This is a genomic window from Escherichia sp. MOD1-EC6098, from assembly GCF_002965865.1.
Classification (GTDB): domain Bacteria; phylum Pseudomonadota; class Gammaproteobacteria; order Enterobacterales; family Enterobacteriaceae; genus Escherichia; species Escherichia marmotae.
Window position 1 is genome coordinate 179537 of record NZ_PTSN01000004.1, and the last position, 26300, is coordinate 205836.

Annotated in this window: 25 protein-coding genes, 1 pseudogene and 1 riboswitch; of the genes and pseudogenes, 12 read left to right on the forward strand and 14 right to left on the reverse strand. The window is 52.9% G+C overall.

Features of this window, described 5'->3' with window-relative positions; genetic code table 11:
* Nucleotides 1-188: 188 nt before the first annotated feature.
* Nucleotides 189-1553: an ATP-dependent RNA helicase RhlE gene (gene rhlE, locus C0K55_RS06825; protein ID WP_000007078.1), complete on the reverse strand. Its 1365-nt coding sequence runs from the start codon at nucleotides 1551-1553 to the stop codon at nucleotides 189-191.
* 228 nt (nucleotides 1554-1781) lie between these two features.
* Here rhlE and cecR point away from each other — a divergent pair, with 228 nt between their 5' ends.
* Genes cecR through C0K55_RS06850 form a run of 5 tightly spaced genes read left to right on the forward strand, consistent with a single transcriptional unit; the run spans nucleotide 1782 to nucleotide 7423 of the window.
* Entirely contained in the window at nucleotides 1782-2453 is a 672-nt protein-coding gene (cecR, locus tag C0K55_RS06830; RefSeq protein ID WP_024191852.1) for a DNA-binding transcriptional regulator CecR, read from the forward strand.
* Nucleotides 2454-2455: 2 nt separating this feature from the next.
* Nucleotides 2456-3451 (forward strand): secretion protein HlyD, encoded by a 996-nt coding sequence (gene hlyD, locus C0K55_RS06835; RefSeq protein ID WP_123058138.1) that lies wholly within the window; start codon nucleotides 2456-2458, stop codon nucleotides 3449-3451.
* On the forward strand, nucleotides 3444-5180 hold the full coding sequence (locus C0K55_RS06840; RefSeq protein ID WP_000997115.1) for an ATP-binding cassette domain-containing protein: 1737 nt from the start codon (nucleotides 3444-3446) through the stop codon (nucleotides 5178-5180). Before hlyD ends, C0K55_RS06840 begins: the two co-directional genes overlap by 8 nt.
* Complete coding sequence (locus tag C0K55_RS06845) at nucleotides 5173-6306, forward strand: ABC transporter permease (protein WP_016248501.1); 1134 nt, start codon at nucleotides 5173-5175, stop codon at nucleotides 6304-6306. Before C0K55_RS06840 ends, C0K55_RS06845 begins: the two co-directional genes overlap by 8 nt.
* Before the next feature lie 10 nt (nucleotides 6307-6316).
* Nucleotides 6317-7423, forward strand: a complete 1107-nt coding sequence (locus tag C0K55_RS06850; RefSeq protein WP_000469021.1) for an ABC transporter permease — start codon at nucleotides 6317-6319, stop codon at nucleotides 7421-7423.
* On the opposite strand, the gene C0K55_RS06855 is transcribed toward C0K55_RS06850, so the two are convergent.
* Nucleotides 7385-7795 (reverse strand): YbhQ family protein, encoded by a 411-nt coding sequence (locus tag C0K55_RS06855; RefSeq protein ID WP_000871975.1) that lies wholly within the window; start codon nucleotides 7793-7795, stop codon nucleotides 7385-7387. The two genes, C0K55_RS06850 and C0K55_RS06855, sit on opposite strands and share 39 nt — an antisense overlap.
* A 132-nt stretch (nucleotides 7796-7927) precedes the next feature.
* Here C0K55_RS06855 and C0K55_RS06860 point away from each other — a divergent pair, with 132 nt between their 5' ends.
* From C0K55_RS06860 to C0K55_RS06870, 3 genes are read left to right on the forward strand one after another with little or no spacing between them, the layout of a single operon-like run.
* Entirely contained in the window at nucleotides 7928-8689 is a 762-nt protein-coding gene (locus tag C0K55_RS06860) for an endonuclease/exonuclease/phosphatase family protein (protein ID WP_001113330.1), read from the forward strand.
* Entirely contained in the window at nucleotides 8686-9927 is a 1242-nt protein-coding gene (gene clsB / locus C0K55_RS06865; RefSeq protein WP_105266174.1) for a cardiolipin synthase ClsB, read from the forward strand. The genes C0K55_RS06860 and clsB overlap by 4 nt, the downstream gene beginning before the upstream one ends.
* Complete coding sequence (locus C0K55_RS06870; RefSeq protein ID WP_016261832.1) at nucleotides 9927-10883, forward strand: lysylphosphatidylglycerol synthase domain-containing protein; 957 nt, start codon at nucleotides 9927-9929, stop codon at nucleotides 10881-10883. The genes clsB and C0K55_RS06870 overlap by 1 nt, the downstream gene beginning before the upstream one ends.
* A gap of 211 nt (nucleotides 10884-11094) precedes the next feature.
* Here C0K55_RS06870 and C0K55_RS27110 read toward each other — a convergent pair.
* The 7 genes and pseudogenes from C0K55_RS27110 to moaA form a co-directional block, all read right to left on the reverse strand.
* Nucleotides 11095-11211 (reverse strand): annotated as a pseudogene (locus C0K55_RS27110) (Bax inhibitor-1/YccA family protein); the annotation flags it as partial.
* 214 nt (nucleotides 11212-11425) lie between these two features.
* Nucleotides 11426-12130 (reverse strand): Bax inhibitor-1/YccA family protein, encoded by a 705-nt coding sequence (locus C0K55_RS06880; protein WP_105266173.1) that lies wholly within the window; start codon nucleotides 12128-12130, stop codon nucleotides 11426-11428.
* A 137-nt stretch (nucleotides 12131-12267) separates the two neighbouring features.
* Nucleotides 12268-12720 carry a molybdopterin synthase catalytic subunit MoaE gene (gene moaE, locus C0K55_RS06885; RefSeq protein WP_000852287.1) on the reverse strand — a complete coding sequence of 151 codons (453 nt, stop codon included), beginning with the start codon at nucleotides 12718-12720 and terminating at the stop codon, nucleotides 12268-12270.
* A 1-nt stretch (nucleotide 12721) separates the two neighbouring features.
* Nucleotides 12722-12967 (reverse strand): molybdopterin synthase sulfur carrier subunit, encoded by a 246-nt coding sequence (gene moaD, locus C0K55_RS06890; protein WP_001516032.1) that lies wholly within the window; start codon nucleotides 12965-12967, stop codon nucleotides 12722-12724.
* Complete coding sequence (gene moaC, locus C0K55_RS06895) at nucleotides 12960-13445, reverse strand: cyclic pyranopterin monophosphate synthase MoaC (RefSeq protein ID WP_000080885.1); 486 nt, start codon at nucleotides 13443-13445, stop codon at nucleotides 12960-12962. The genes moaD and moaC overlap by 8 nt, the downstream gene beginning before the upstream one ends.
* A gap of 2 nt (nucleotides 13446-13447) precedes the next feature.
* Nucleotides 13448-13960, reverse strand: coding sequence for a molybdenum cofactor biosynthesis protein B (gene moaB, locus C0K55_RS06900; RefSeq protein WP_001516030.1), 513 nt, complete (start codon nucleotides 13958-13960; stop codon nucleotides 13448-13450).
* A gap of 21 nt (nucleotides 13961-13981) precedes the next feature.
* Complete coding sequence (gene moaA, locus C0K55_RS06905; RefSeq protein WP_001516029.1) at nucleotides 13982-14971, reverse strand: GTP 3',8-cyclase MoaA; 990 nt, start codon at nucleotides 14969-14971, stop codon at nucleotides 13982-13984.
* Nucleotides 14959-15103: riboswitch (molybdenum cofactor riboswitch) on the reverse strand. It overlaps the preceding gene by 13 nt.
* A gap of 264 nt (nucleotides 15104-15367) precedes the next feature.
* Here moaA and yvcK point away from each other — a divergent pair.
* Entirely contained in the window at nucleotides 15368-16276 is a 909-nt protein-coding gene (yvcK, locus tag C0K55_RS06910; protein WP_105266172.1) for a uridine diphosphate-N-acetylglucosamine-binding protein YvcK, read from the forward strand.
* Nucleotides 16277-16468: 192 nt separating this feature from the next.
* Here the strand turns inward: yvcK and uvrB are convergent, their stop codons facing one another.
* From uvrB to bioB, 5 genes are all read right to left on the reverse strand, one after another.
* Nucleotides 16469-18490 carry an excinuclease ABC subunit UvrB gene (gene uvrB / locus C0K55_RS06915; protein ID WP_105266171.1) on the reverse strand — a complete coding sequence of 674 codons (2022 nt, stop codon included), beginning with the start codon at nucleotides 18488-18490 and terminating at the stop codon, nucleotides 16469-16471.
* Nucleotides 18491-19063: 573 nt separating this feature from the next.
* Nucleotides 19064-19744, reverse strand: a complete 681-nt coding sequence (bioD, locus tag C0K55_RS06920) for a dethiobiotin synthase (RefSeq protein WP_000043999.1) — start codon at nucleotides 19742-19744, stop codon at nucleotides 19064-19066.
* Nucleotides 19737-20492, reverse strand: a complete 756-nt coding sequence (gene bioC, locus C0K55_RS06925; protein ID WP_001516028.1) for a malonyl-ACP O-methyltransferase BioC — start codon at nucleotides 20490-20492, stop codon at nucleotides 19737-19739. Before bioC ends, bioD begins: the two co-directional genes overlap by 8 nt.
* The gene (gene bioF / locus C0K55_RS06930; RefSeq protein WP_105266170.1) at nucleotides 20479-21633 is read right to left on the reverse strand and encodes an 8-amino-7-oxononanoate synthase; all 1155 of its coding nucleotides are present in this window, start codon (nucleotides 21631-21633) and stop codon (nucleotides 20479-20481) included. The genes bioC and bioF overlap by 14 nt, the downstream gene beginning before the upstream one ends.
* On the reverse strand, nucleotides 21630-22670 hold the full coding sequence (gene bioB, locus C0K55_RS06935) for a biotin synthase BioB (RefSeq protein WP_000951218.1): 1041 nt from the start codon (nucleotides 22668-22670) through the stop codon (nucleotides 21630-21632). Before bioB ends, bioF begins: the two co-directional genes overlap by 4 nt.
* An 86-nt stretch (nucleotides 22671-22756) precedes the next feature.
* Between bioB and bioA the strand changes: the two genes are divergently transcribed.
* The 3 genes from bioA (at nucleotide 22757) to C0K55_RS06950 (ending at nucleotide 26016) form a co-directional block, all read left to right on the forward strand.
* Nucleotides 22757-24046 carry an adenosylmethionine--8-amino-7-oxononanoate transaminase gene (bioA, locus tag C0K55_RS06940; RefSeq protein ID WP_105266169.1) on the forward strand — a complete coding sequence of 430 codons (1290 nt, stop codon included), beginning with the start codon at nucleotides 22757-22759 and terminating at the stop codon, nucleotides 24044-24046.
* A 58-nt stretch (nucleotides 24047-24104) separates the two neighbouring features.
* On the forward strand, nucleotides 24105-24581 hold the full coding sequence (locus tag C0K55_RS06945; RefSeq protein ID WP_001516024.1) for a kinase inhibitor: 477 nt from the start codon (nucleotides 24105-24107) through the stop codon (nucleotides 24579-24581).
* 151 nt (nucleotides 24582-24732) lie between these two features.
* Entirely contained in the window at nucleotides 24733-26016 is a 1284-nt protein-coding gene (locus C0K55_RS06950; protein ID WP_105266168.1) for a putative acyl-CoA thioester hydrolase, read from the forward strand.
* Nucleotides 26017-26300 lie beyond the last annotated feature (284 nt).

The following is a 26300-nucleotide window of genomic DNA, read 5'->3' on the forward strand; positions in this document are numbered from 1 at the left end:
CGCGCTTGCAAATTGCTGACTAGCGCTTGTAGTGATATGCCGGATGCGGCGCGAACGCCTTATCCGGCCTACAAGTTGTTAAAATTCAATATATTGTAGGAACCACGTAGGCCTGATAAGAGTAGCGCATCAGGCAGTTTTGCGTTTGTCATCAGTCTCAGATGCCGGGCATTACCCGGCATAAAAGATTACTGAGCTGCGGCAGGTTTACGCGGACGGCGGCGACGTTGTTGCTCGCCTGCCGGTTTGGCATCACCAAGACGACGAGACGGTTTTGCTGCAGGCTTCGCGTTACCAGCCTTCGCACCGCTTTCTGCGCGACGCGGTTGCTGTTGACTACGACCACCGCTCTGCCCACGACCACCGCCGCTGCGTTGCTGGCGACCGTTCTGGATCGGTTCGGCTTTAATTGACGGATCCGGCTCATAGCCCGGAACAGCGATACGCGGGATCTCTTTTTTCAGCAGTTTTTCGATATCGCGCAACAGTTTGTGCTCATCAACACACACCAGCGATAACGCTTCGCCGGTGGCTGCGGCACGACCGGTACGCCCGATGCGGTGCACGTAATCTTCCGGTACGTTTGGCAGCTCATAGTTGACGACGTGTGGCAACTCTTCGATATCCAGGCCACGCGCGGCGATATCGGTCGCCACCAGCACACGAATATCACCCGATTTAAAATCGGCCAACGCACGAGTACGCGCACCTTGCGATTTATTACCGTGGATCGCCGCACTGCGGATGCCATCTTTATTTAGCTGTTCTGCCAGATGGTTGGCACCATGTTTGGTACGTGTAAACACCAGCACCTGCTGCCAGTTACCTTTACCAATCATGTGCGACAGTAATTCCCGTTTGCGTTTCTTATCAACAAAATGAACGTGCTGGGTCACTTGCTCAGAGGCGGTATTACGGCGCGCCACTTCGATTTCTAGCGGGTTATGCAGCAGTTTTTCTGCCAGCGCTTTAATCTCGTCAGAGAAAGTCGCGGAGAACAGCAGGTTCTGGCGTTTCGCGGGCAGCTTTGTTAACACACGGCGAATATCGTGGATAAAGCCCATATCGAGCATACGGTCAGCTTCATCAAGGACGAGGATTTCTATCTGATCCAGTTTCACCGCATTCTGGTGTTCCAGGTCCAGCAGACGCCCGGGCGTTGCCACCAGCACATCAACACCGCCGCGCAGTTTCATCATCTGCGGGTTAATGCTGACGCCGCCAAACACCACCAGCGAACGAATGTTCAGGTATTTGCTGTAATCACGGACGTTTTCGCCAATCTGCGCCGCCAGTTCACGGGTCGGGGTGAGGATCAACGCACGAACCGGACGACGCCCTTTGGCGTGCGGCTCACGGGAAATCAGGTGTTGCAGTAGCGGCAGCGTAAAGCCCGCTGTTTTACCCGTGCCGGTCTGGGCACTGGCCATCAGATCACGGCCTTCCAGTACTGCGGGGATCGCCTGCTGCTGAATAGGGGTGGGTTCACGGTAACCTTGCTCGGCAACGGCGCGCAGGATATCAGGGCTTAAACCCAAAGAATCGAAAGACATAACTACTCCGAACCGCCCCGACCGTTACCGGTGTAGTTTTCAGGGAGATACTGAAAAGGAAAATGACAAAAACCACAATGTCATGAGGGAGCGGAGTGTAGCAGTTTTTGTGACGCAGCGCATAAATTATCCCTGTGACAGGCGTTGCTAAAATTCTTAGCCATACTGGACAACGCTAAAAATGAGTCATAATCTTAATCAATCATTTGATTAAGAATGGGCTGTGCGATGAATAGTCCTGCCATGACAACCAAAGGTGAACAGGCCAAAAAACAGCTAATTGCTGCGGCACTGGCACAGTTTGGTGAGTATGGAATGAACGCCACCACCCGCGATATCGCCGCCCAGGCCGGGCAGAATATCGCAGCCATCACCTATTACTTCGGTTCGAAAGAAGATTTATACCTCGCCTGCGCCCAGTGGATTGCCGATTTTATTGGCGAGCAGTTCCGTCCGCACGCCGAGGAAGCCGAACGCTTGTTCGCACAACCACAGCCGGATCGCGCCGCTATCCGCGAACTGATCCTTCGCGCTTGCAGGAACATGATTCAACTGCTCACCCAGGATGATACCGTCAACCTCAGCAAGTTTATCTCCCGTGAGCAGCTCTCTCCCACGGCGGCCTACCATCTGGTGCATGAACAGGTGATTAGTCCGCTACACAGCCACCTTACACGCCTGATTGCCGCCTGGACCGGCTGTGACGCCAACGATACCCGCATGATCCTCCATACTCATGCGCTGATTGGCGAGATTCTGGCGTTTCGTCTCGGCAAAGAAACGATTCTGTTACGTACCGGCTGGACCGCGTTCGATGAAGAAAAGACCGAACTGATTAACCAGACGGTAACCTGTCATATCGACCTGATTTTGCAAGGATTATCGCAAAGGAGTTTGTAGTGATGAAAAAACCTGTCGTGATTGGACTGGCGGTAGTGGTACTTGCCGCCGTGGTTGCCGGAGGCTACTGGTGGTATCAAAGCCGCCAGGATAACGGCCTGACGCTGTATGGCAACGTGGATATTCGCACTGTTAATCTTAGCTTCCGTGTCGGTGGTCGCGTTGAATCTCTGGCGGTAGACGAAGGTGATGCCATCAAAGCGGGTCAGGTGCTGGGCGAACTGGATCACAAGCCGTATGAGATTGCGCTGATGCAGGCGAAAGCAGGCGTTTCGGTGGCGCAGGCACAATATGATCTGATGCTTGCCGGTTATCGCGATGAAGAAATCGCCCAGGCTGCCGCTGCCGTAAAACAGGCGCAGGCCGCTTACGACTATGCGCAGAATTTCTATGCTCGTCAGCAAGGATTGTGGAAAAGCCGCACTATTTCGGCAAACGACCTGGAAAATGCCCGCTCCTCGCGCGACCAGGCTCAGGCAACGCTGAAATCAGCACAGGATAAATTGCGTCAGTACCGTTCCGGTAACCGTGAACAGGACATCGCCCAGGCGAAAGCCAGCCTCGAACAGGCGCAGGCGCAACTGGCGCAGGCGGAGCTGAATTTACAGGACTCAACGTTGGTAGCCCCCTCTGATGGCACGCTGTTAACCCGCGCGGTAGAGCCTGGCACAGTGCTCAATGAAGGTGGCACGGTGTTTACCGTTTCACTAACGCGTCCGGTGTGGGTGCGTGCCTATGTCGATGAGCGCAATCTCGACCAGACCCAACCGGGCCGCAAAGTGCTGCTCTATACCGATGGTCGCCCGGACAAGCCGTATCACGGGCAGATTGGTTTCGTTTCGCCAACCGCTGAATTTACCCCGAAAACCGTCGAAACGCCGGATCTGCGCACCGACCTTGTCTATCGCCTGCGGATTGTGGTGACCGACGCCGATGATGCGTTACGCCAGGGAATGCCAGTAACGGTGCAATTCGGTGACGAGGCAGGACATGAATGATGCCGTTATCACGCTAAACGGCCTGGAAAAACGCTTTCCGGGTATGGACAAGCCCGCCGTCGCACCGCTCAACTGTACCATTCATGCCGGTTATGTTACGGGGCTGGTGGGGCCGGATGGCGCAGGTAAAACCACGTTGATGCGGATGCTGGCCGGGTTACTGAAACCCGACAACGGCAGTGCTACGGTCATTGGCTTTGATCCCATCAAAAACGACGCGGCGTTACACGCGGTGCTCGGCTATATGCCGCAGAAATTCGGTCTGTATGAAGATCTCACGGTGATGGAGAATCTTAATCTGTACGCGGATTTGCGCAGCGTAACCGGTGAAGCGCGAAAACAGACGTTTGCTCGCCTGCTGGAGTTTACTTCTCTTGGCCCATTTACCGGACGCCTGGCGGGTAAGCTCTCTGGCGGGATGAAACAAAAACTCGGGCTGGCCTGTACCCTGGTGGGTGAGCCGAAAGTGTTACTGCTCGATGAACCCGGCGTCGGCGTAGACCCCATCTCACGGCGCGAGCTGTGGCAGATGGTGCACGAACTGGCAGGCGAAGGGATGCTGATCCTCTGGAGTACCTCATATCTCGATGAAGCCGAACAGTGCCGTGACGTATTGCTGATGAACGAAGGTGAGTTGCTGTATCAGGGAGAACCGAAGGCTCTGACGCAAACCATGGCCGGACGTAGCTTTCTGATGACCAGCCCGCACGAAAGCAACCGCAAACTGCTGCAACGAACGCTGAAACTGCCGCAGGTCAGCGACGGGATGATTCAGGGGAAATCAGTACGTCTGATCCTCAAAAAAGAGGCCACACCAGACGATATTCGCCGCGCCGACGGAATGCCGGAAATCAACATCAACGAAACCACACCTCGCTTTGAAGATGCGTTTATTGATTTGCTGGGCGGTGCCGGAACCTCAGAATCACCGCTGGGCGCAATATTGCATACGGTAGAAGGCTCACCGGACGAGACAGTGATCGAAGCGAAAGAGCTGACCAAGAAGTTTGGCGATTTTGCCGCCACCGATCACGTCAATTTTGCCGTCAAACGCGGTGAAATCTTTGGTTTGCTGGGGCCAAACGGTGCGGGGAAATCCACCACCTTTAAGATGATGTGCGGCTTGCTGGTGCCGACCTCCGGTCAGGCGCTGGTGCTGGGAATGGATCTGAAAGAGAGTTCCGGTAAAGCGCGCCAGCATCTCGGCTATATGGCGCAAAAATTTTCGCTGTATGGCAACCTGACAGTCGAACAGAATTTACGCTTTTTCTCCGGCGTGTATGGCTTACGCGGTCGGGCGCAGACTGAAAAAATCACCCGTATGAGCGAAGCGTTCGGCCTGAAAAGCATTGCCTCACATGCTACCGATGAACTGCCATTAGGTTTTAAACAGCGGCTGGCGCTGGCCTGCTCGTTGATGCATGAACCGGATATTCTGTTTCTCGATGAACCCACTTCCGGCGTCGATCCCCTCACCCGCCGCGAGTTTTGGCTACATATCAACAGCATGGTAGAGAAAGGTGTCACGGTGATGGTCACCACCCACTTTATGGATGAAGCGGAATATTGCGACCGCATCGGACTGGTGTATCGCGGGAAACTGATTGCCAGCGGCACGCCGGACGATTTGAAAGCGCAATCGGCCAACGATGAGCAACCCGACCCCACGATGGAGCAAGCCTTTATTCAGTTGATCCACGACTGGGATAAGGAGCATGGCAATGAGTAATCCGATCCTGTCCTGGCGTCGCGTGCGAGCGCTGTGCGTTAAAGAGACGCGGCAGATCATTCGCGATCCGAGTAGCTGGCTGATTGCGGTGGTGATCCCGCTGTTGCTACTGTTTATTTTTGGCTACGGCATTAACCTCGACTCCAGCAAGCTGAGGGTCGGAATATTGCTTGAACAGCGTAGCGAAGCGGCGCTGGATTTCACCCACACCATGACAGGCTCACCTTATATCGACGCCACTATCAGCGATAATCGCCAGGAATTAATCGCCAAAATGCAGGCGGGGAAAATTCGTGGTCTGGTGGTGATTCCGGTGGATTTCGCGGAACAGATGGAGCGTGCCAACGCCACCGCGCCAATTCAGGTGATTACCGACGGCAGCGAGCCAAATACCGCCAACTTTGTGCAGGGTTATGTCGAAGGGATCTGGCAGATCTGGCAAATGCAGCGAGCGGAAGACAACGGGCAGACTTTTGAGCCGCTTATTGACGTCCAGACTCGCTACTGGTTTAACCCGGCGGCGATTAGCCAGCACTTTATTATTCCCGGTGCTGTAACCATTATCATGACGGTGATCGGCGCGATCCTCACCTCGCTGGTGGTGGCGCGGGAGTGGGAACGCGGCACTATGGAGGCTTTGCTCTCTACGGAGATTACCCGCACGGAACTGCTGCTGTGTAAGCTGCTCCCCTATTACGTCCTCGGCATGCTGGCAATGCTGCTGTGTATGCTGGTGTCGGTATTTATTCTCGGTGTGCCATATCGCGGTTCGCTGCTGATTCTGTTTTTTATCTCCAGCCTGTTTTTACTCAGTACGCTGGGGATGGGGCTGCTGATTTCAACGATTACCCGCAACCAGTTCAACGCCGCACAAGTCGCACTGAACGCCGCGTTCTTGCCGTCGATTATGCTCTCTGGCTTTATTTTTCAGATCGACAGTATGCCTGCGGTGATCCGCGCGGTGACGTACATTATTCCCGCACGTTATTTCGTCAGCACCCTGCAAAGCCTGTTTCTCGCCGGGAATATTCCGGTAGTGCTGGTCGTGAATGTGCTGTTTTTGATCGCTTCGGCGGTGATGTTTATCGGTCTGACGTGGCTGAAAACCAAACGTCGACTGGATTAGGGAGAAGAGCATGTTTCATCGCTTATGGACGTTAATTCGCAAAGAGTTGCAGTCGCTGCTGCGCGAACCGCAGACGCGCGCGATTCTGATTTTACCCGTGCTGATTCAGGTGATCCTGTTCCCGTTCGCCGCCACGCTGGAAGTAACCAACGCCACCATCGCCATTTACGACGAAGATAACGGCGCACATTCGGTAGAACTGACCCAACGTTTTGCCCGCGCCAGCGCCTTTACCCATGTGTTGCTGCTGAAAAGTCCACAGGAGATCCGCCCGACCATCGACACGCAAAAGGCGTTATTGCTGGTGCGCTTCCCGCCTGATTTCTCGCGCAAGCTGGATACCTTCCAGACCGCGCCGTTGCAATTAATTCTCGACGGACGTAACTCCAACAGTGCGCAAATCGCCGCCAACTACCTGCAACAAATCGTCAAAAACTATCAGCAGGAGCTGCTGGAAGGAAAGCCGAAGCCAAACAACAGCGAGCTGGTGGTGCGCAACTGGTATAACCCGAACCTCGACTACAAATGGTTCGTGGTGCCATCACTGATCGCCATGATCACCACTATCGGCGTAATGATCGTCACTTCGCTTTCTGTTGCCCGCGAACGTGAACAGGGAACGCTCGATCAGTTGCTGGTTTCACCCCTCACCACCTGGCAGATATTTATTGGTAAAGCCGTCCCTGCGTTAATTGTCGCCACGTTCCAGGCCACCATTGTGCTGGCGATTGGTATCTGGGCGTATCAAATCCCCTTCGCCGGTTCGCTGGCGCTGTTCTACTTTACGATGGTGATTTACGGTTTATCGCTGGTGGGCTTCGGTCTGTTGATTTCATCACTTTGTTCAACGCAACAGCAGGCGTTTATCGGCGTATTTGTCTTTATGATGCCTGCAATCCTGCTTTCCGGTTACGTTTCGCCGGTGGAGAACATGCCAGTATGGCTGCAAAACCTGACGTGGATTAACCCTATCCGCCACTTTACAGACATTACCAAGCAGATCTATTTGAAGGATGCGAGTCTGGATATTGTGTGGAATAGTTTGTGGCCGTTACTGGTGATAACGGCCACAACAGGATCAGCGGCGTACGCGATGTTTAGACGCAAGGTGATGTAACTTTTTATCTTTCGCCAGTAGCGACACTACCGCCGGGCCGGCAAGGATCGCCAGCCCTGCAATTGCCAGCAAATAGTTATTTTCCAGCACGCGGGACAACAGCCACAGCACAATCAGCGCCGCGCCAAAATACCAGGTGGTGGTCAACTCTTCCAGCACATCTGCTACCTCGCGCCAGCGTTGCTCAGGATGACGCTGTAACACCAGCATCATCACTACTGTTACACAATACAGCACGCATAACCCTACGCCGACATGAACCAGCGTCTTACTCATCCAGCCCATAACCAGCAGCGCCACTACCAGTAAATGCAACATAATCTGCCAGCAACTTAGGCCAGTTGCGACACGAACGCGTTGTTGCCACTTCATGGCTTCTCTCCTGAAGAATTTATCTCTACTAATTCAGAGTACCGAACTTTACGGAAAATTCCGTAAGACCGCACCTTTTTGTGACGCCGACTACACTATTTCAATGAGATAAGAGGCAAAAACAGGAAAATTATGCCCGACCAAACACAACATTTTTCGTTCAAGGTGCTCACCATCAATATTCACAAAGGCTTTACAGCATTTAACCGACGCTTCATTTTGCCGGAACTTCGCGACGCCGTGCGTGCCGTCAGCGCCGATATCGTCTGCCTGCAGGAAGTGATGGGGGCGCACGAAGTCCATCCACTGCATGTGAAGAACTGGCCCGATACTTCGCACTACGAGTTTCTTGCCGACACCATGTGGAGTGATTTTGCCTACGGACGTAATGCTGTATACCCGGAAGGGCATCACGGGAACGCGGTGCTGTCACGCTATCCCATTGAACATTATGAGAATCGCGATGTTTCGGTCGATGGCGCGGAAAAGCGCGGCGTGCTTTATTGCCGCATTGTTCCGCCAGTCACGGGGAAAGCGATTCATGTGATGTGCGTGCATCTCGGCTTGCGGGAGGCGCACCGTCAGGCGCAGCTTGCGATGCTTGCTGAATGGGTGAATCAACTACCGAACGGCGAACCAGTATTAGTCGCGGGAGATTTCAACGACTGGCGGCAAAAAGCCAATCATCCCTTAAAAGTACAGGCTGGGCTGGATGAGATATTTACCCGCGCCCACGGACGCCCGGCGCGAACATTTCCGGTGCAATTTCCCGTTCTTCGTCTGGACAGGATTTACGTCAAAAACGCCAGTGCCAGTGCGCCCACAGCGCTGCCGCTGCGGACCTGGCGACATCTTTCTGACCATGCCCCTTTGAGTGTGGAGATCCATCTATGAAATGTGGTTGGCGCGAAGGGAACAAGATTCAGTTACTGGAAAACGGCGAGCAATATTACCCTGCTGTGTTTAAAGCGATTAACGAAGCAGAGCAACGCATCATCCTTGAGACATTTATCTGGTTTGAAGATGACGTCGGCAAACAGCTACATGCGGCGCTGCTGGCAGCGGCGCAACGTGGGGTTAAAGCGGAAGTCTTGCTGGATGGCTATGGTTCGCCAGATCTCAGCGATGAATTTGTCAGCGAACTGACTGCGGCTGGCGTGGTATTTCGTTATTACGATCCTCGTCCTCGCCTGTTCGGTATGCGCACGAATGTGTTCCGCCGGATGCATCGCAAAATTGTGGTCATCGATACACGAATCGCCTTTATCGGCGGGATAAATTACTCCGCCGAGCATATGTCCAGCTACGGCCCACAGGCCAAACAGGATTACGCGGTGCGGCTGGAAGGGCCGATTGTTGAAGATATTCTGCAGTTTGAGCTGGAAAACTTGCCTGGGCAGAGCGCGGCACGCCGCTGGTGGCGACGTCACCATAAAGCGGAAGAAAACCGCCAACCGGGGGAAGCGCAAGTATTACTGGTCTGGCGCGATAACGAAGAACATCGCAGCGATATCGAGCGCCACTATTTGAAAATGCTCACTCAGGCGCGGCGGGAAGTGATTATCGCCAACGCCTACTTCTTTCCCGGCTATCGATTTTTACACGCCTTACGTAAAGCGGCACGGCGCGGGGTGCGGATCAAACTGATTATTCAGGGTGAACCGGATATGCCGATTGTCAGGGTTGGCGCGCGTTTGCTCTATAACTATCTGGTTAAAGGCGGCGTTCAAGTGTTTGAGTATCGCCGCCGCCCGCTCCACGGCAAAGTGGCGTTAATGGATGATCACTGGGCGACGGTAGGCTCCAGTAATCTCGATCCGCTCAGTTTGTCGCTGAATCTCGAAGCTAACGTCATCATCTACGATCGTAATTTTAACCAGACGCTACGCGACAATCTTAATGGCATCATCGCCGCCGATTGTCGGCAGGTAGATGAAAGTATGCTGCCCAAACGCACCTGGTGGAATCTGACTAAAAGCGTGCTGACATTCCACTTTTTGCGCCACTTCCCGGCGCTGGTGGGCTGGCTTCCGGCGCATACGCCGCGTCTGGCACAGGTTGAGCCGCCCGCGCAACCGGCAATGGAAACGCAGGATCGGGTAGAAACAGAAAATACGGGGGTAAAGCCCTGATGAGTAAATCCCATCCTCGCTGGCGCTTAGCAAAGAAGATCCTTACCTGGCTATTTTTTATCGCGGTGATTGTGTTGCTGGTGGTCTACGCCAAAAAAGTGGACTGGGAAGAGGTCTGGAAAGTCATCCGCGACTATAACCGCGTTGTGCTATTGAGTGCGGTCGGGCTGGTGGTCGTCAGTTATCTGATTTACGGCTGCTATGACCTGCTCGCCCGTTTCTACTGCGGTCACAAACTGGCGAAGCGCCAGGTGATGCTGGTGTCATTTATCTGCTATGCCTTCAACCTGACGCTCAGTACCTGGGTCGGCGGGATTGGGATGCGTTATCGCCTTTATTCGCGTCTGGGATTACCGGGCGGCACCATCACACGCATTTTCTCGCTGAGTATTACCACCAACTGGCTGGGCTATATTTTATTAGCCGGGATTATTTTTACCGCAGGCGTGGTGGAGTTACCGGATCACTGGTATGTCGATCAAACCACGCTGCGTATTCTCGGCATTGGCTTACTGATGATTATCGCGGTTTATTTATGGTTTTGCGCTTTCGCGAAGCACCGCCATATGACCATCAAAGGGCAAAAGCTGGTGCTGCCTTCATGGAAATTCGCCCTCGCTCAGATGCTGATTTCCAGCGTTAACTGGATGGTGATGGGGGCAATTATCTGGCTGTTACTTGACCAAAGCGTGAATTATTTCTTTGTCTTAGGCGTGTTACTGGTTAGTAGTATTGCTGGTGTCATCGTGCATATTCCGGCGGGGATTGGCGTGCTGGAAGCGGTGTTTATCGCGCTACTGGCAGGAGAGAATACATCCAAAGGCACAATTATCGCCGCCCTACTCGCTTACCGTGTGCTGTATTACTTTATCCCGCTGCTGCTGGCGCTGATCTGTTACCTGTTGCTGGAAAGTCAGGCGAAGAAGCTACGGGCGAAAAATGAAGCGGCGATGTGAAGTTCGGTTAAGTTCTTTTGGTTTGTGCAGATTGTTAGCAACGTGCTATTTGTTCATGGCGGATGCGGCGTAAACGCCTTATCCGCCCTACAAAACCGGGCTAAATTAATAGATTACAATTCCACTCTGTGCCTGCTAAGCGTAGCGCATCGGGCTCATTGCGTTTCCTCACAATTTTACCCAAGAAAGAAATTTACCTATTTTTCTATGACTAATGAAAAAACCGCGTATGCCTTTGCCAAACAAGTGTTATAGCTATTGCTGCAAGAATCCCGAAGAAGCCGATAAAATAATAATAGAGAGTTAACGCACCTATAAAAGCGCAACGACAATCACCACCAAAGAGATTAAAAAAAGATACATTACACCTGCAATGGCAGAATTTATCTTATTGATATCTTTACTTAAGCCATATATACAAAAAATTATATTTATGGATGCGCCTCCATGTCATGGGCGCATTTTATAACAGGCTTTTATTCATTGTCGTTTTAATTAGAAAAAATCCCGACGCCAGGCCGGGATTTGGAGGGGAAACGGAATTAACGGCGGTTGCCAAAAATCCGCAGCAACATCAGGAACAGGTTGATGAAGTCGAGATACAACGTTAATGCGCCAAGAATTGAATATTTGCGCAGGTTCGACGTGTCGCGGGTATCAATCTGCTCACCCATATTTTTCAGTTTCTGGGTGTCATAGGCGGTCAGGCCGACAAAGACAATCACTCCGATATAGGTCACCACCCACATCAACGCCTCGCTTTTCAGCCAGAAGTTCACCAGCGAGGCGATGACAATGCCGATTAACGCCATAAACAGCATATTGCCGAAGCCGCTTAAATCGCGCTTCGTGGTGTAGCCGTACAGACTCATCGCACCGAACATTCCGGCGGTAACAACGAAAGTACTGGCGATAGAGGCGGCGGTGTAGACAATGAAAATGCTGGAAAGCGTCAGACCTGTCAGCGCCGAATAAAGCATAAAGAGCATGGTTGTCACACCCGCGCTGAGCTTTTGAATCATCGCTGATAACACAATTACCAGAGCTAATTGCGCTATTACCAGACCAATTAAAAAGATGCGGTTGGTGAAAAGCAGCTCCATCACGGCGGCGGAGTTAGCAGCATACCAGGCAACAAACGCGGTCAACAACAGGCCAACGGTCATCCAGCCATAGACCTGTGCCATATAGGTTTGCAGGCCAGTCCTGGCTTGTACGATTGAATCAGAACTTGGGAATCTGTCCATGAAGATCTCCTGAAGATATAAGGAATATCTAAAGGATACTGCAAATGATGAGGGTGTGCATCGCCGCAGCGTAAACGTATGTCCGGTACGGTGAAATTGCCGGATGCAGCTCTATGCCTTATCCGGCCAACAAACAACTACCAGCGTTTTGCTGCCTGCTGATCGCTCTCCCGCGCTTCGACCCAGCGGTCACCTTCCGGCGTAGCTTCGCGCTTCCAGAACGGTGCGCGGGTTTTGAGATAATCCATAATAAACTGCCCGGCCTCAAACGCACTACTGCGATGCGCACTGGTAACGCCGACAAAAACGATTTCATCACCCGGCCATAATTCGCCAATACGATGAATCACCGTGACTCGCCCCAGCGGCCAGCGGTTACGCGCTTCATCAACGATTTCCGCCAGTGCTTTTTCAGTCATTCCCGGATAGTGTTCGAGGGTTAATGCTTTTACGCTGTCACCCAGGTTATGGTTACGCACCTTACCGGTAAAGGTGACCACCGCACCGTCTTCATCACGCTCAGCCAGCCACGGATACTCTTCCCCTACGCTGAACGGCTGCGGTCCGACAACAATTTTGGTTTCAGCCATCTTAGCCTCCGGTTACCGGCGGGAAGAAAGCCACTTCGTCGCCGTCAGTTAGCGGATGGTCGAAACTCACCAGCGTCTGGTTGACGGCAGCCAGTAATTTGCCATCTTCCAGCGCCAGCGCCCAACGATCGCTCTGCGCTGCCAGGTGCTGGCGTAACGCTTCAACGGTTGGAAAATCCGCGGCAACGTCGGTTGCATCGGTCCCCACCAGCTCGCGCACCTGGGCAAAAAAAAGAACTTTAATCATCCGCTTCCACCTTAAAGTCACCCGACTTGCCGCCGCTCTTCGCCAGCAGGCGTACCGGACCAATCACCATATCTTTTTGCACGGCTTTACACATATCGTAAATGGTCAGCGCCGCCACGGAGGCCGCGGTTAACGCTTCCATTTCGACGCCGGTTTTCCCGGTCAGGCGGCATAAGGTTTCTATACGTACCCGATTGTGTTCCGGCTCTGCCTGCAAATTGACTTCAACTTTACTGAGCATTAGCGGGTGACACAGTGGGATCAGATCCCATGTACGTTTTGCCGCCTGAATACCGGCAATCCGCGCGGTGGCAAATACGTCGCCTTTGTGGTGACGACCATCGATGATCATCGCCAGCGTCTCGCTGCGCATGGTGACAAAGGCTTCCGCCCGTGCTTCACGTACAGTTTCCGCTTTGGCGGAGACATCCACCATGTGCGCTTCGCCAGCGGCGTTGATATGAGTCAGTTGCGACATACTTATTTCTTCAAATGTGGATGGAAATTGCATGGACGTGTACGGGCATCCAGTTGCGGCGCGATGATATTTTCCCATGCTGTGCGGCACGCTTTGGTCGAACCCGGCATAGCGAAAATCAGTGTCTTGTTAGCAACGCCCGCTATCGCACGAGATTGCAACGTTGCGGTGCCAATCTCTTCGAATGACAACATACGGAATACTTCACCGAAGCCTTCGACTTCACGATCGAACAGCGGCAGCAACGCTTCTGGTGCCTGATCGCCTTCCGTCAGTCCGGTGCCGCCAGTAATCAGCACCACTTGCACATCGTCGCTGGCGATCCACGCAGATACCTGCGCGCGGATGGCGTAGCGGTTTTCTTTAACAATCGCTTTATCGACAATGTGATGGCCCGCTTCCTGCGCCGAATCGCGCAGATAATGACCGGAGGTATCGTCTTCTTCACCGCGACGATTAGAAACCGTAAGAATAGCAATACGGGTCGGGATAAATTCAGTGCTTACCTGACTCATCTGATCTCTCCTTTTGACGTTTTAGCCGCCAATGTACGATAAGTTTTGCGTAATACCGGTGTTATTTTGATGCAGGAAATGGGTCTGTTTTTTCTCCCGCAGCGCCGCTGAAATACGCGCTTCCAGCGCCTGTTGCTGGGCATCATCTTCCAGCAGATCGCGCAGGTTAACGCCGCCTTCACCAAACAGGCAGAGATGGAGTTTACCAATGGAGGAGACGCGCAGACGGTTGCAGGTGGCGCAGAAATCTTTTTCATACGGCATGATAAGGCCGATTTCTCCGGCGTAATCCGGATGACAAAAGACTTGCGCGGGGCCGTCGCTGCGTTGACGAAGTTGATGGATCCAGCCGCGACGCAGCAGTTCGTCACGCAGAATCTGACCAGAGATATGGTGCTTACGGAAAAGTTCGCTACCCTCGCCCGTTTCCATCAGTTCGATGAAACGTAACTGGATGGGGCGATGCTGGATCCAGTTCAGAAAGGTGTCGAGCTGGTGATGATTGACATCGCGCATCAGCACGGTATTGACTTTGACCTTCTCAAACCCGGCTTCAAATGCGGCATCAATCCCCGCCATCACCTGGTTGAATTTATCCTGACCGGTAATAGCATAAAACTGGCGAGCGTCGAGGCTATCGACACTGACGTTAATCCCCGTCAGTCCGGCATCGCGCCAGTTCGCCACGTCGCGTTCCAGGCGGTAACCATTGGTGGTGACCGCAATCTGACGAATAGCGTCGTTTTCCCGCACGGCTGCGATGATATCGGTAAAGTCGCGGCGTAAAGACGGTTCACCGCCTGTCAGACGTACTTTTTCGGTGCCCAAACTGGCGAAGGCGCGAGTAACCCGGCGAATTTCATCGACGGTCAGAAAGCCTTTATTGGTGACGCCGCTCGGCTTATAGCCATCCGGCAGGCAGTAGGTGCAACGAAAGTTACACACATCGGTAATCGACAGGCGCAAGTAATAAAACTTACGCGCAAATGCATCAGTCAGTTGTGAAGCCATGTACACCTTTCCAGATACGGGAGGCGAAGTCATTTCTTCCTTCGCCCTGGTGGCAATCTTTATGAGCATTGTCACGGCCAAAGCACCATATCAGTTGACCCAGGTGCAGAGGCTAGAGTGTTTAGTGGTTATGTCGATACTAGCGTGTAAATGAGATTTTTACCATTCACACTTTCCGCTATGTAATCATATATATAGCGTCATGATCGTGCTATTTCGCTACAGAATAAGGGAATATGGCGGTTTTACTTTGATATACATCATCAGGGATGCACAGCGAACCTCGTCCTTTAGAGGTAGAAGAAAATATTTGTATCCTCAATATTGGCAGGTTAATTGCCGTTTCCCTGTCAGTTGCGCTACTGTAGCGCGGATAATCTGACTTCAGGAATCTATATGCGCAATCGTACGCTGGCTGACCTTGATCGTGTTGTTGCACTCGGCGGAGGGCATGGATTAGGACGCGTTCTTTCATCACTTTCATCTTTAGGCTCTCGTTTAACGGGCATTGTCACCACCACCGATAATGGCGGTTCAACAGGCCGTATTCGCCGCTCAGAAGGCGGCATTGCCTGGGGCGACATGCGCAACTGCCTCAACCAACTGATAACGGAACCGAGCGTCGCCTCCGCGATGTTTGAATACCGTTTTGGCGGCAATGGCGAGCTTTCCGGTCATAATCTCGGAAACTTGATGTTAAAGGCGCTGGATCACCTTAGCGTGCGGCCTCTGGAAGCCATCAATTTAATTCGTAATCTGTTGAAAGTGGACGCGCAATTAATTCCGATGTCAGAGCATCCCGTTGATCTGATGGCCATTGACGATCAGGGGCATGAAGTTTATGGCGAGGTCAATATCGACCAGTTAACTACGCCAATTCAGGAATTGCTCTTAACCCCGAATGTGCCCGCAACGCGTGAAGCGGTTCATGCTATCAATGACGCAGATCTGATCCTTATCGGACCTGGCAGTTTTTATACCAGCCTGATGCCAATTCTGCTGCTTAAGGAAATGGCACAGGCATTACGCCGCACGCCAGCGCCGATGGTTTATATCGGCAATCTGGGGCGTGAATTGAGCCTGCCTGCGGCGAATCTGAAGCTGGAAAATAAGCTGGCGATTATGGAACAGTATGTCGGGAAGAAAGTGATTGATGCCGTAGTCGTTGGGCCGAAAGTGGATGTTTCTGCGGTCAGCGACAGAATAGTGATTCAGGACGTACTGGAGGCCAGCGATATCCCCTATCGTCATGACCGCCAGTTGTTACATAACGCACTGGAAAAGGCGGTACAGGCATTGGGTTAACGGGAAGCCGGAAGAGAATTCCGGATTCATATTGCTGACAAAGTGCACGTTATCCATGCCGGATGCGGCCTACAAGCCGCGCAAATTCAATATATTGCAGAGATCATGTAGGCCTGATAAGCGTAGCGCATCAGGCAATTTTGCGTTCTCATTAGCCTCAAACCAGAAGAACATTCCTGCTTCTTCATCTCGTCACGACGCGGCAATAAACAGCTCACGCAACTGATGCAACTGGTCACGGATTTGCGCCGCCTCTTCGAATTCGAGGTTTTGCGCATGTTTCACCATCTGCCCTTCCAGCTCATGGATTTTCTGCTGCAACGCTTTTGGCGACATATCCATCGGCACATTATCCGGCTCAACAATCGGGCGCGATTTCCCTCTGCCCTTCGCTTTGGTTTTGGCAATGTTCTGCCCCAGCGCCAAGATATCGACCACTTTTTTATTAAGACCTTGTGGCGTAATACCATGCTCTTCGTTGTACCGCTGCTGTTTCTCACGACGACGTTCCGTTTCGCCAATCGCTTTCGCCATCGACGGGGTTATCTTATCACCGTAGAGAATCGCTTTGCCGTTGATGTTACGCGCCGCACGGCCAATGGTCTGGATCAGCGAACGTTCTGAACGCAGGAACCCTTCTTTGTCAGCATCGAGGATCGCCACCAATGAGACCTCCGGCATATCCAGACCTTCACGCAGTAAGTTGATCCCCACCAGTACGTCGAACTCGCCCAGACGCAAGTCGCGGATAATCTCCATACGCTCAACGGTATCAATGTCGGAGTGAAGATAACGCACGCGCTCACCGTGTTCTTCCAGATATTCCGTTAGATCTTCCGCCATTCGCTTGGTCAACGTCGTCACCAGAACGCGTTCGTTAATTGCCGCACGCAGGCGAATCTCCGAAAGAAGATCATCGACCTGGGTCGCTACCGGACGCACTTCGATAATCGGATCGAGCAAGCCAGTCGGGCGCACCACCTGATCCACCACGTCACCACCGGATTTCTCCAGTTCGTAGTTACCTGGCGTCGCAGAAACATAAATCGTTTGCGGAGCCAGCGCTTCAAACTCCTCAAATTTCAGCGGACGGTTATCCAGCGCCGATGGCAATCGGAAACCATACTCCACCAGAGTCTCTTTACGCGCCCTGTCACCGCGATACATTCCGCCAATTTGTGGAATGGTGACGTGAGATTCATCGACCACCAGCAGACCATCGGCAGGCAGGTAATCAAATAACGTCGGCGGTGGTTCGCCAGGTCCACGCCCGGAGAGAAAGCGCGAATAGTTTTCAATCCCCGAACAGTAACCCAGCTCATTCATCATCTCCAGATCAAACTGGGTTCGTTGAGTCAGACGCTGCTCTTCCAAAAGTTTATTGTTTTCCAGCAGCACTTTGCGTCGGTCCGCCAGTTCTGTTTTGATCTCTTCCATCGCCTGCACAATGCGTTCACGCGGCGTAACATAGTGCGTTTTCGGGTAGATGGTAAAACGTGGGACTGTTGAAACGATTTGCCCGGTTAATGGATCAAACAACGACAATCGTTCAACTTCTTCATCAAACAGCTCCACGCGTAGCGCAATGTCGTCGGACTCCGCCGGGAAAATGTCGATCACTTCACCACGCACGCGGAAGGTCCCGCGCTGGAATGCCTGGTCATTGCGGGTATATTGCAACTCCGCCAGGCGACGCAGGATCGCACGTTGGTCGATAATCATGCCGACCGTGAGGTGCAGCATCATTTTGAGATATAAATCAGGATCACCCAGACCATAAATAGCGGAAACTGACGCAACAACAATAACATCCCGCCGCTCCAGCAACGCTTTGGTTGCTGAAAGACGCATCTGTTCAATATGTTCGTTTACCGAGGCATCTTTCTCAATAAACGTATCAGAGCTTGGTACGTAGGCTTCCGGCTGATAGTAGTCGTAGTAGGAGACGAAGTATTCCACCGCGTTTTCCGGGAAGAATTCTTTCATCTCACCATAAAGTTGCGCTGCCAGCGTTTTGTTGGGTGCCAGCACCATCGTTGGGCGTTGCAGATCAGCAATGACATTAGCAATGGTGAAGGTTTTCCCCGACCCCGTCACACCGAGCAGAGTCTGGTGCGCGAGGCCATCCTCCAGCCCCTCTTTGAGGCGGCGAATCGCCTCCGGCTGATCGCCAGAAGGTTTGAACGCGGAATTCAGTTTGAATGGTTTACTCATGAGTCGCTACCTGAAGGAGTGGGCGGGCAGGTGTGTAATTTTACTCGTCATGATTAATAATGCCAACAAATAACACTGGATAAAAAAACAGGCTCACACCACAATATCTCTGTTACGCCGTAAACTAAGGTGTCAACCGTAGGCAAAATTGACGCAGTGACGAGATAAAACGCCAGTGTTGCAGGGTTATCCCCAGAGCAATGGCTTTTTTAACATTTGTCAAGATGGCTGATGACGGATTTATTGCAGGAGATGACACTTTCCTGACAGCCATTGCATTTATCTAACCAATTAAAAAATAACATATATTTCTTTAAGCCGTCTTTAGCGCCAATTTGCGTGCAGGCCGCGTATTCTCTCGCTTACATTACGTTTTCTAACTCTAATGCACATGGTTATCCACAGGAATAGTGGATAACTGCCTGCAGCCCCTATGTCCAGCCGCCTGGGCAATTCCCATACTAATCGTATAATGCAGGGGTAAAAATTTTTTCGCGATTTTTTTAGCCTTTGATTGGTTAAATTACGGACGACTGAAAACGCCAGCTCGCTCGCAATTCAACCAATTTTTTGCTACTTCAGTGAAGTGAGAGTGATATATCTTCCGGTTAACGCACTTTCTGGATTTTCCTCAAGCCAGGGGATTTCCCCCAGCAGCGGTGCAGGAATCATTCGTGTGAGAGTGGCCATATATTCGCCATGCCGTTTGCCTGGCGGCGTGACATCGTTTGCCACCCAGCCTGCGAGAGTGAGTCCAGCCTGCTGTACTGCCTGTGCTGTCAGCATCGCGTGATTAATGCAGCCCAGTTTTATCCCAACGACCAGAATCACCGGCAGTTGTTCGCTCTTCACCCAATCGGCAAAAGTAAAAGTAGCAGAAAGCGGCGTAAACCAGCCACCAGCGCCTTCCACTAACACCCAGTCAGCCTGTTGCTCCAGCGCGCGTAATCCGGCGCTCATTACCTTCGGCTCAATCGGTCTACCCTCTTCCGCGCTGATGATATGTGGCGAAGTAGGTTCAGCGAAGGTGTAAGGATTTACCGTAGCGTAATCCAGGTGCAAGCTGCTGTTGCGCTGTAACGCCAGCGCGTCGCTGTTACGTAAACCTTCTGCAGTCATTTCGCTGCCGGAGGCCACCGGTTTATAACCTGCTGTCCGGTAGCCTGCAGCCTTAGCGGCCTGTAAAAGCGCACAACTGGCAACAGTTTTCCCCACTTCGGTGTCCGTCCCGGTAACAAAAAAGCGTTTACTCACGAGTAATCACTCCCAAAAAAAGATGATAAGTCAGAGGGTATCGCCCCTGTTGTTGCGGCCAGGCCAGTTGCAATCGCTGTAACTGTGAACGCGTTAATACTCGCTGGTCGCGCCCTTCGTGAAGATGCGTTGCACCAATACCTTTCAGTGAACGCATGGCGCTGAGTGCGTCATCAAACCACAGCGTAATGGGTTGAATATTGTATTGATGACGAAAACCTTTCAACGCCCGTTCAATTTCTGCTGGCGGTAAAAAGTGATTAGCGTGGGGGCGTGCGTCTACAGCCTGCCATGCCTGATGTAGCTCTGGTAATGAGCCTTGTGCCAGGGTGGTAAACGCCACAATTCCGCCAGGACACACTACCCGATAAAGCTCGCGTAATGCCGTAGATAATTCAGCGCACCATTGCACGGCAAGGTTGCTCCACGCGAGATCAAACGTCGTGTTCGCCAGCGGTAAGGATTCGATATCCCCCGTCAGGTAATGATGTGCGGCATCCTGCTGACGTGCCTGTACAAGCATAAGCGGAGAGAGATCCAGTGCCGTCACCTGTGCGCTACGTTCACGCCAGCGGCGGCTCATCCAGCCAGGCCCGCAACCAGCGTCCAGCACCCGGGCGTACTGGCGTTGCGGGAGCATTGCCAGTAAGGCGTCGGCACTCTGGCGCTGCAACTCTGCGTGTTGCTCATACTGTGAGGCTGCCCGACCAAATGCCGCCGCAATGGCCTGCTTATTAACCGTTGCCATGCAGCACCTCCAGCAAACGGTCGATATCCGGTATTTCATGCCCTGCGGTTAAAGTCAGGCGCAGCCGCGCGGCGCCAGCGGGTACGGTTGGCGGGCGAATCGCCGTCACCCAGCAACCTTGCTGACGCAGGTTTTCTGCCAGGCGTAGCGCGCGAGCGTTATCACCAACGATTAATGGCTGGATGGCACTGCATGAGTCCGCGAGAGTAAATGGCGAACCCTGTACTCCACTACGAAAACGTGCAATCAGATCCGCCAGTTTTTCCCGCCGTGCGTCACCCTCTTCGCTACGAATCACCGCCAGCGATGCACGTAATGCCTGCGCCTGAGCGGGCGGCATACTGGTGCTGTAGATAAGATGGCGGGCAAACTGCAACAGATAATCTGCCACGCTATCGGAGCAAAGTACCGCCGCCCCACTGACGCCAAATCCTTTGCCAAAAGTCACCACCAACAATTCTGGTTTCATCTTTTGCTGCCAGCAACTGCCGCGCCCCTGCTCACCGATAACGCCCGTCCCGTGGGCATCGTCGACCATTAACCAGGCGTTGTGCTGTTGCGCTACTTGCTGGATTTCTGCCAACGGCGCGCTATCACCGTCCATGCTAAACACGCCTTCTGTCACCACCAGTTGCTGCCCCGGACAGGAGGCTGTAAGCAGACGCGTCAGATGAGTGACATCGTTATGGCTAAAACGGCGAAGCTGCGCCGGACTTAAACTGGCAGCCTCCAGCAACGAAGCATGACTAAGACGGTCGGCAACGATGCGATCCTCTTTCGTCATCATCGCGGCAATGACCGCCTGATTGGCAGCGAAACCGGAGATAAACAGTAGCGCCCGCGAATAGCCCAGCCACTCCGCCAGTTCTTCTTCCAGCGCCTGATGCACCACGCTATAACCGCTGACATGCCCGGAACCGCCGCTACCGACACCAAATTGTTCCGCGCCCTGCTGCCAGGCGCGGATGATGTGCGGATGATGGCTTAAACCGAGGTAATCGTTACTGGAAAAGTTCAGATACTGGCGACCATCTGCCACCAGCCAGCGTCCGGCTCCCTGCGCCACCGGATAGCGACGACGCAGGGCATCAGCTTCGCGCCGCGCATCAAGCGCCGCGTCGATTTTCTCCTGCCAGGTCATAGGGCTGCCGCGTTGTAGTATTCGTCAGTGTCCGGGGTCATCAGCGCCTGCTCCAGACGCTGCTGTTGTTCGTTATCGCCCGCCAGAACGGCGGTTTGTTGCGGATTCAGCCCCAGTTTGCGGAACAGTTGCAGGTCTTTATCTTCTTCCGGATTCGGCGTGGTCAGCAATTTGCAGCCGTAGAAAATCGAGTTAGCCCCAGCCATAAAGCACATCGCCTGAGTCTGTTCATTCATCTGCTCGCGTCCGGCAGAAAGACGCACATATGAGGTCGGCATCATGATCCGCGCCACTGCAATGGTACGAATAAAATCAAAGGCATCGACATCATCGTTATCTGCCAGCGGCGTGCCTTTCACCTTCACCAGCATGTTGATCGGCACACTTTCCGGTGGCGTCGGCAGATTCGCCAGTTGTAGCAATAATCCGGCGCGATCTTTCACCGTTTCACCTAAACCAACAATGCCGCCAGAACAGACTTTGATCCCGGCTTCGCGCACTTTTTCCAGCGTATCAAGACGCTCCTGATAAGTGCGTGTAGTGATGATGTTGCCGTAAAACTCCGGCGAGGTATCAAGGTTGTGGTTGTAGTAATCCAGCCCGGCATTCGCGAGGCGCTGCGCCTGGGATTCGCTCAACGTGCCCAGCGTCATACACGCTTCCAGGCCCATCGCTTTTACCCCCTGCACCATTTGTTCCAGGTACGGCATATCGCGCTCGTGCGGATTTTTCCACGCCGCGCCCATGCAGAAGCGCGTCGAGCCAGCCGCTTTCGCTTTGCGCGCTGATTCCAGTACCTGTTCGACTTCCATCAACCGCTCAGCTTCCAGACCGGTTTTATAGCGAGAGCTTTGCGGGCAGTATTTGCAATCTTCCGGACAAGCGCCGGTTTTAATCGACAGCAAAGTACTGACCTGTACCTGGCGAGGATCGAAATGCTGACGGTGAACCTGCTGCGCTTCGAACAGCAGATCCAGTAATGGTTTTTCAAATAATTCTGTGACTTGCGACAATGTCCAGCGTGGGCGGTGAGCCATGGGGCTTCTCCAAAACGTGTTTTTTGTTGTTAATTCGGTGTAGACTTGTAAACCTAAAACTTTTCAATTTGGTTTACAAGTCGATTATGACAACGGATGATCTTGCCTTTGACCAACGCCATATCTGGCACCCGTACACATCCATGACCTCCCCACTACCGGTTTATCCAGTGGCGAGCGCAGAAGGTTGCGAACTGATTTTGTCTGACGCCAGACGCCTGGTTGACGGTATGTCTTCCTGGTGGGCGGCGATCCACGGCTACAATCACCCACAGCTCAATGCCGCGATGAAATCGCAAATTGATGCCATGTCACACGTGATGTTTGGCGGTATTACCCATGCGCCAGCCATTGAGCTGTGCCGCAAACTGGTGGCAATGACGCCGGAATCGCTGGAGTGCGTTTTTCTCGCGGACTCCGGTTCCGTGGCGGTAGAAGTGGCGATGAAGATGGCGTTGCAGTACTGGCAGGCCAAAGGCGAAACGCGCCAGCGTTTTCTGACCTTCCGCAATGGTTATCATGGCGATACTTTTGGCGCGATGTCGGTGTGCGATCCGGACAACTCAATGCACAGCCTGTGGAAAGGCTACCTGCCGGAAAACTTGTTTGCTCCCGCCCCGCAAAGCCGTATGGACGGCGAATGGGATGAGCTCGATATGGTGGGCTTCGCGCGGCTAATGGCGGCGCATCGTCATGAAATCGCTGCCGTAATCATTGAACCTATTGTTCAGGGCGCAGGCGGGATGCGTATGTACCATCCGGAGTGGTTAAAACGAATCCGCAAAATGTGCGATCGCGAAGGTATCTTGCTGATTGCTGACGAGATTGCCACCGGTTTTGGCCGTACCGGCAAACTTTTTGCCTGCGAACATGCGGGTATCGCACCGGATATTTTATGTCTCGGCAAAGCCTTAACGGGCGGTACAATGACGCTTTCCGCCACACTCACTACGCGCCTGGTTGCGGAAACCATCAGTAACGGCGAAGCTGCCTGCTTTATGCATGGGCCAACTTTTATGGGTAATCCGCTGGCCTGCGCAGCAGCAAATGCCAGCCTGACGATTATCGAATCTGGCGACTGGCAGCAGCAGGTAGCGGCTATTGAAGCACAACTACGCGAGCAACTCACACCCGCCCGTGACGCCGAAATGGTTGCCGATGTCCGCGTGCTGGGGGCTATTGGTGTGGTCGAAACCACACGCCCGGTAAATATGGCGGCTCTGCAAAAATTCTTCGTCGAACAGGGGGTATGGATCCGGCCATTTGGCAAACTTATCTACCTGATGCCACCCTATATTATTCGCCCGGAACAGTTACAGCGCCTGACGGCAGCCGTTAACCGAGCGGTGCAGGATGAAACATTTTTTTGCCAATAACGAGAAGTCAGCGTGAGTGTTTCTGGCTACACTTTCTGCAAACAAGAAAGGAGGGTTCATGAAACTCATCAGTAATGATCTGCGCGATGGCGATAAGTTACCGCATCGTCATGTCTTTAATGGCATGGGCTATGATGGCGATAATATTTCGCCGCACCTGGCGTGGGACGACGTTCCTGCGGGAACCAAAAGTTTTGTTGTCACCTGTTACGATCCGGATGCGCCAACGGGTTCTGGCTGGTGGCACTGGGTAGTTGTTAACTTGCCTGCCGATACCCGCGTATTGCCGCAAGGGTTTGGCTCTGATCTGGTGGCTATACCAGACGGTGTTTTGCAGACGCGTACCGATTTTGGTAAAACCGGATACGATGGCGCTGCGCCACCGAAAGGCGAAACCCATCGCTACATTTTTACCGTTCACGCACTGGATGTAGAACGTATTGATGTCGATGAAGGTGCCAGCGGCGCGATGGTCGGCTTTAACGTCCATTTCCACTCTCTGGCAAGTGCCTCGATTACCGCGATGTTCAGTTAAATACTCTGCCAGATGGCGCGATACCATCTGGCATCACTTAAAGGTATTAAAAACAACTTTTTGTCTTTTTACCTTCCCGTTTCGCTAAAGTTAGTATAAAAAAGCAGGCTTCAACGGATTCATTTTTCCATTTCAAAGCCCGGAGCAACCTGTGAACACATTTTCAGTTTCCCGTCTGGCGCTGGCACTGGCTTTTGGCGTGACGCTGACCGCCTGTAGCTCAACACCGCCCGATCAACGTCCTTCTGATCAAACCGCGCCTGGTACGTCTTCTCGCCCGATTCTGTCGGCAAAAGAAGCGCAGAATTTCGATGCGCAGCACTATTTCTCCTCACTGACGCCAGGTGCTGCAGCGTGGAACCCTTCACCGATTACCCTGCCCGCGCAACCTGACTTTGTTGTTGGACCAGCGGGTACACAAGGTGTGACGCACACGACCATTCAGGCTGCGGTGGATGCGGCAATTATCAAGCGCACCAATAAGCGCCAGTATATTGCCGTGCTGCCAGGTGAGTATGAAGGCACGGTTTACGTTCCTGCAGCTCCGGGTGGAATCACTTTGTACGGTACAGGTGAAAAACCGATTGATGTGAAGATTGGGCTTTCCCTTGATGGGAGCATGAGCCCTGCCGACTGGCGTCACGACGTCAACCCGCGCGGCAAATATATGCCAGGTAAACCAGCGTGGTATATGTACGATAGCTGCCAGAGCAAACGCAGCGACAGTATCGGTGTTCTCTGCTCTGCGGTCTTCTGGTCACAAAATAATGGCCTGCAACTGCAAAACCTGACCATCGAAAACACGCTGGGCGATAGCGTAGATGCGGGTAACCATCCGGCGGTGGCACTGCGTACTGATGGCGACAAAGTGCAGATCAATAACGTCAACATTCTCGGTCGTCAGAACACCTTCTTTGTCACCAACAGCGGTGTGCAGAACCGTCTGGAAACGAATCGTCAGCCGCGTACGCTGGTGACCAACAGCTATATTGAAGGGGATGTGGATATCGTTTCTGGTCGCGGCGCAGTGGTGTTCGATAACACCGAATTCCGCGTGGTGAACTCTCGTACCCAGCAGGAAGCGTATGTTTTTGCACCGGCGACGCTGTCTAACATCTATTACGGTTTCCTCGCGGTAAACAGCCGTTTCAATGCTTCTGGTGATGGTGTCGCGCAATTAGGCCGCTCGCTGGATGTTGATGCCAATACCAACGGTCAGGTGGTAATCCGTGACAGTGTGATCAACGAAGGCTTCAACACTGTCAAACCGTGGGCCGATGCGGTGATCTCTAATCGTCCGTTTGCGGGTAACACCGGCAGCGTTGATGATGATGACGAAGTGCAGCGCAATCTGAATGACACAAACTACAACCGTATGTGGGAATACAATAACCGCGGCGTGGGTAGCAAAGTGGTTGCAGAGGCGAAGAAGTAAGCGCTGTTAACTATTGGCCGGATGCGGCGTAAACGCCTTATCCGGCCTACAGGTTCGATGCGATTTGTAGGTCGGATAAGATGCACCAGCATCGCATCCGACAATAAGTGCCGGATGCGGCGTAAACGCCTTATCCGGCCTACAGGTTCGATGCGATTCGTAGGTCGGATAAGATGCGCAAGCATCGCATCCGACAATAAGTGCCGGATGCGGCGTAAACGCCTTATCCGGCCTACGGTTCGATGCGATTTGTAGGTCGGATAAGATGCGCAAGCATCGCATCC

Bases quoted from the DNA above. Each gene is read 5' to 3' on its own strand.
- moaA (WP_001516029.1), bottom strand. From the start codon at position 14,971: ATGGCTTCACAACTGACTGATGCATTTGCGCGTAAGTTTTATTACTTG.
- uvrB (WP_105266171.1), bottom strand. From the start codon at position 18,490: ATGAGTAAACCATTCAAACTGAATTCCGCGTTCAAACCTTCTGGCGAT.
- cecR (WP_024191852.1), top strand. From the start codon at position 1,782: ATGAATAGTCCTGCCATGACAACCAAAGGTGAACAGGCCAAAAAACAG.
- bioB (WP_000951218.1), bottom strand. From the start codon at position 22,670: ATGGCTCACCGCCCACGCTGGACATTGTCGCAAGTCACAGAATTATTT.
- C0K55_RS06945 (WP_001516024.1), top strand. From the start codon at position 24,105: ATGAAACTCATCAGTAATGATCTGCGCGATGGCGATAAGTTACCGCAT.
- moaE (WP_000852287.1), bottom strand. From the start codon at position 12,720: ATGGCTGAAACCAAAATTGTTGTCGGACCGCAGCCGTTCAGCGTAGGG.
- moaC (WP_000080885.1), bottom strand. From the start codon at position 13,445: ATGTCGCAACTGACTCATATCAACGCCGCTGGCGAAGCGCACATGGTG.
- C0K55_RS06855 (WP_000871975.1), bottom strand. From the start codon at position 7,795: ATGAAGTGGCAACAACGCGTTCGTGTCGCAACTGGCCTAAGTTGCTGG.
- hlyD (WP_123058138.1), top strand. From the start codon at position 2,456: ATGAAAAAACCTGTCGTGATTGGACTGGCGGTAGTGGTACTTGCCGCC.
- C0K55_RS06840 (WP_000997115.1), top strand. From the start codon at position 3,444: ATGAATGATGCCGTTATCACGCTAAACGGCCTGGAAAAACGCTTTCCG.
- bioC (WP_001516028.1), bottom strand. From the start codon at position 20,492: ATGGCAACGGTTAATAAGCAGGCCATTGCGGCGGCATTTGGTCGGGCA.
- moaB (WP_001516030.1), bottom strand. From the start codon at position 13,960: ATGAGTCAGGTAAGCACTGAATTTATCCCGACCCGTATTGCTATTCTT.
- C0K55_RS06845 (WP_016248501.1), top strand. From the start codon at position 5,173: ATGAGTAATCCGATCCTGTCCTGGCGTCGCGTGCGAGCGCTGTGCGTT.
- rhlE (WP_000007078.1), bottom strand. From the start codon at position 1,553: ATGTCTTTCGATTCTTTGGGTTTAAGCCCTGATATCCTGCGCGCCGTT.
- yvcK (WP_105266172.1), top strand. From the start codon at position 15,368: ATGCGCAATCGTACGCTGGCTGACCTTGATCGTGTTGTTGCACTCGGC.
- moaD (WP_001516032.1), bottom strand. From the start codon at position 12,967: ATGATTAAAGTTCTTTTTTTTGCCCAGGTGCGCGAGCTGGTGGGGACC.
- clsB (WP_105266174.1), top strand. From the start codon at position 8,686: ATGAAATGTGGTTGGCGCGAAGGGAACAAGATTCAGTTACTGGAAAAC.
- C0K55_RS06870 (WP_016261832.1), top strand. From the start codon at position 9,927: ATGAGTAAATCCCATCCTCGCTGGCGCTTAGCAAAGAAGATCCTTACC.
- C0K55_RS06860 (WP_001113330.1), top strand. From the start codon at position 7,928: ATGCCCGACCAAACACAACATTTTTCGTTCAAGGTGCTCACCATCAAT.
- C0K55_RS06850 (WP_000469021.1), top strand. From the start codon at position 6,317: ATGTTTCATCGCTTATGGACGTTAATTCGCAAAGAGTTGCAGTCGCTG.
- bioA (WP_105266169.1), top strand. From the start codon at position 22,757: ATGACAACGGATGATCTTGCCTTTGACCAACGCCATATCTGGCACCCG.
- bioF (WP_105266170.1), bottom strand. From the start codon at position 21,633: ATGACCTGGCAGGAGAAAATCGACGCGGCGCTTGATGCGCGGCGCGAA.
- C0K55_RS06880 (WP_105266173.1), bottom strand. From the start codon at position 12,130: ATGGACAGATTCCCAAGTTCTGATTCAATCGTACAAGCCAGGACTGGC.